Annotated in this window: 2 protein-coding genes; one reads left to right on the forward strand and one right to left on the reverse strand. The window is 33.2% G+C overall.

Annotated features, from left to right (window positions below; translation table 11 throughout):
• On the reverse strand, positions 1-369 hold a 369-nt coding region (locus ACT8VG_RS09735), incomplete at its 3' end, for a hypothetical protein (RefSeq protein ID WP_444195746.1).
• Positions 370-1,276: 907 nt separating this feature from the next.
• Here ACT8VG_RS09735 and ACT8VG_RS09740 point away from each other — a divergent pair.
• On the forward strand, positions 1,277-2,661 hold a 1,385-nt coding region (locus ACT8VG_RS09740; RefSeq protein WP_444195747.1), incomplete at its 3' end, for an IS1634 family transposase.

A 2,661-nucleotide genomic window follows, 5' to 3' on the forward strand; every position in this document is an offset into this window, starting at 1 on the left:
ATTATATTGTGAAGTAACTTTATTAACGTTTAAAAATGGTTGAATACTTTGTCTTAATTTATTTCTGTCAGCTTCTCTTGTAAATTGAATTGTATAAAACACTCCAAAAACAGCAATTATCCCAGAAAAAATACCACCTAAAATTCCTCCCCAAAATGATGCTAATGAACCAATCCATGTTGCATTAACATCATTATCCACTGATAGTTTTACGACACTAGACTGAATTAAATTTTCAACTTTATATGCGCATCCCACAAAAATAATAATAAGTAGTACACTCGGAATAATAACATTTTTCCACTTTGACTTTTTCTTCTTTGGCTGATTTTTACCAAATCTTTTCATATTTACTTCAAAACTCTTCATATTTATCCCACTCTTCTTTATTTTCTTTTATTATGTTTCCTAAAATTATATTCTGTTCTCACTTCTGCAATATGTACAAACTTTTACCAATCTTTCAACAGAATCATACTTATACTATTTTATGATTCAGTCATGCTAAAATTAATTTTGTTCAGTTAACTCAATTAAGAGCAACCACTTTATACTATTTTGTTTAACTTAATAATTATTTTATCTACTTTATCATGCATTAATTTATCATATTATCACTCCTTACCCTCTAACATAAATTGCATAAAAGTTGATACCAAGGCAATATCATAAAGATAATAAAAAAACTCTGTAGATTCATTTGATTATCCAGACTCATCAAATAAAAAACCTACTAGTAGAGTAGAAAAGCAATATATAATTTTAATAATAACTAGTCGTATATTTGGCTTTTTCTTGTAAAATTTTATATTTTTTCTAACTGTCTGCAATAATATATTACTTGTGATTTCTGAATTTGCACCTTCTTCCCTAATCCTTCTTCTACCAAATTTGCTTCTTTATAAGATCATTGACATATTTTGCAACTTTTTTTCAATGCGGCTTGTGCATGTATCATCTGAAAAATTATCAACTTTATTTTCATCAATATTTATTTGTGTTACACATACCACCTCCACATAATATAAGTTTTATAAATGTGAAATAATTATATCATATATATACTACTGATATACCCAATTTATTGATTTTCTTATTTTAATTCTTTAAATGCTAAAATATAGTGTCAGTATAATTACTTCGGGTCTTTGACAGTTGAAGAGCCTCTGATTTGAAAAAACGTTGATTACAACGTTATTTTTTTGTCAAGCTTTTGATTTTTAAAAGTTGTATGGTGTTGTATAATATGATATAATTGTCATAGGAGCTGATTTCTATGAAACTTTACTATGACAGGCGTTCTAAAAATCCTACATATTTCATCCAGCAGGGAATAAGGAACGGCAAAAAGACCACGACCAGAAATATAAAGAAAATCGGCAGGCATAATGATCTGCTCAAAATCACCGATGATCCTCTCGAATATGCAAAACAGGAGGTCGCAAAATATAATGAGGAATATAAAGCTGAAAAAGTATCACTTGATATAAATATTGACTTTTCCAAGAAGCTTGCTTCTTCAGATGATCATGTTGCGCATTCAAAGAATCTCAATATCGGCTACTTCTTTATCCAGTCCATCTATAATGACCTGAAAATAAAGAAGTTTCTTGATGACATCATGAAGGATACAAGAGCAGAATATGATGCGAATCTTATAAACAGGTTTCTCACGATATCAAGAATTCTTGATCCACGCTCAAAGCTGGGCATTTATGACCATCTTCATATATATTATGAACAGCCACATTATCTTTATGAATCATCACTCAGATTCATGAGCCTCCTCGCAGGACATTTTGATGACTATATCACCCACCTCTATGAGGCGAGCAACAGTATCATCAGAAGAGATACCTCTGTGTGCTACTTTGACTGCACCAACTACTATTTCGAGATAGAGACAGCCGATGATGACTATGTGGATGAGGTCACCGGAGAGGTATCTGCCGCATTAAGAAAATATGGAATATCCAAGCAGCATCAGCCCAGCCCTATCGTGCAGATGGGACTGTTTATCGACGCTCAGGGAATACCTCTTTCCATGTGCATCAATCCTGGAAATCAGAACGAGCAGCTATGCGCCACATCAACTGAGAAAAAGATGATAAGATCCTTCAGAAACAAAAAGCTTATATACTGTGCCGATGCCGGTCTTGGATCGATGGATATCAGAAGATTCAATTCCTTCGGAAGCAGAGCCTTCATCGTCACCCAGTCCATAAAGAAGCTGTCAAAGCCACTTCAGGAAGCCGTGTTCAATGATGATGGCTATAGATTATTATCAAACAATATGCCGAAGACTCTGAAAGAAATGCATGAGTTTGACAGAATGGATGAATCAAACAAGGCGCTTTATAATGACGTGGTATATAAGGTCATTCCTGCCGATAAGGCCATAGATCTTGGATTTACCGAGGAATATGAAACATCCTGCGGAAATACAAAAGAGAAGAAGTCCAAAGGAATGCTGAAGCAGTATGTAATCGTCACATTCTCAAGAAAAGCCATGGAGTATCAGAGATATGTAAGAAACAGACAGATAGAGCGTGCAAAAAGACTTATAAGCACAAACAAGGTTGATGATCTGAAAAAGAATCCCAATGATCCGAAGAGATTTATAAAAAGAGACAAAAATGATAAAGATAGATACTATATCGA

The sequence above is a fragment of the Catenibacterium sp. genome, assembly GCF_052354645.1.
Classification (GTDB): Bacteria; Bacillota_I; Bacilli_A; order Erysipelotrichales; family Coprobacillaceae; genus Catenibacterium; species Catenibacterium mitsuoka_A.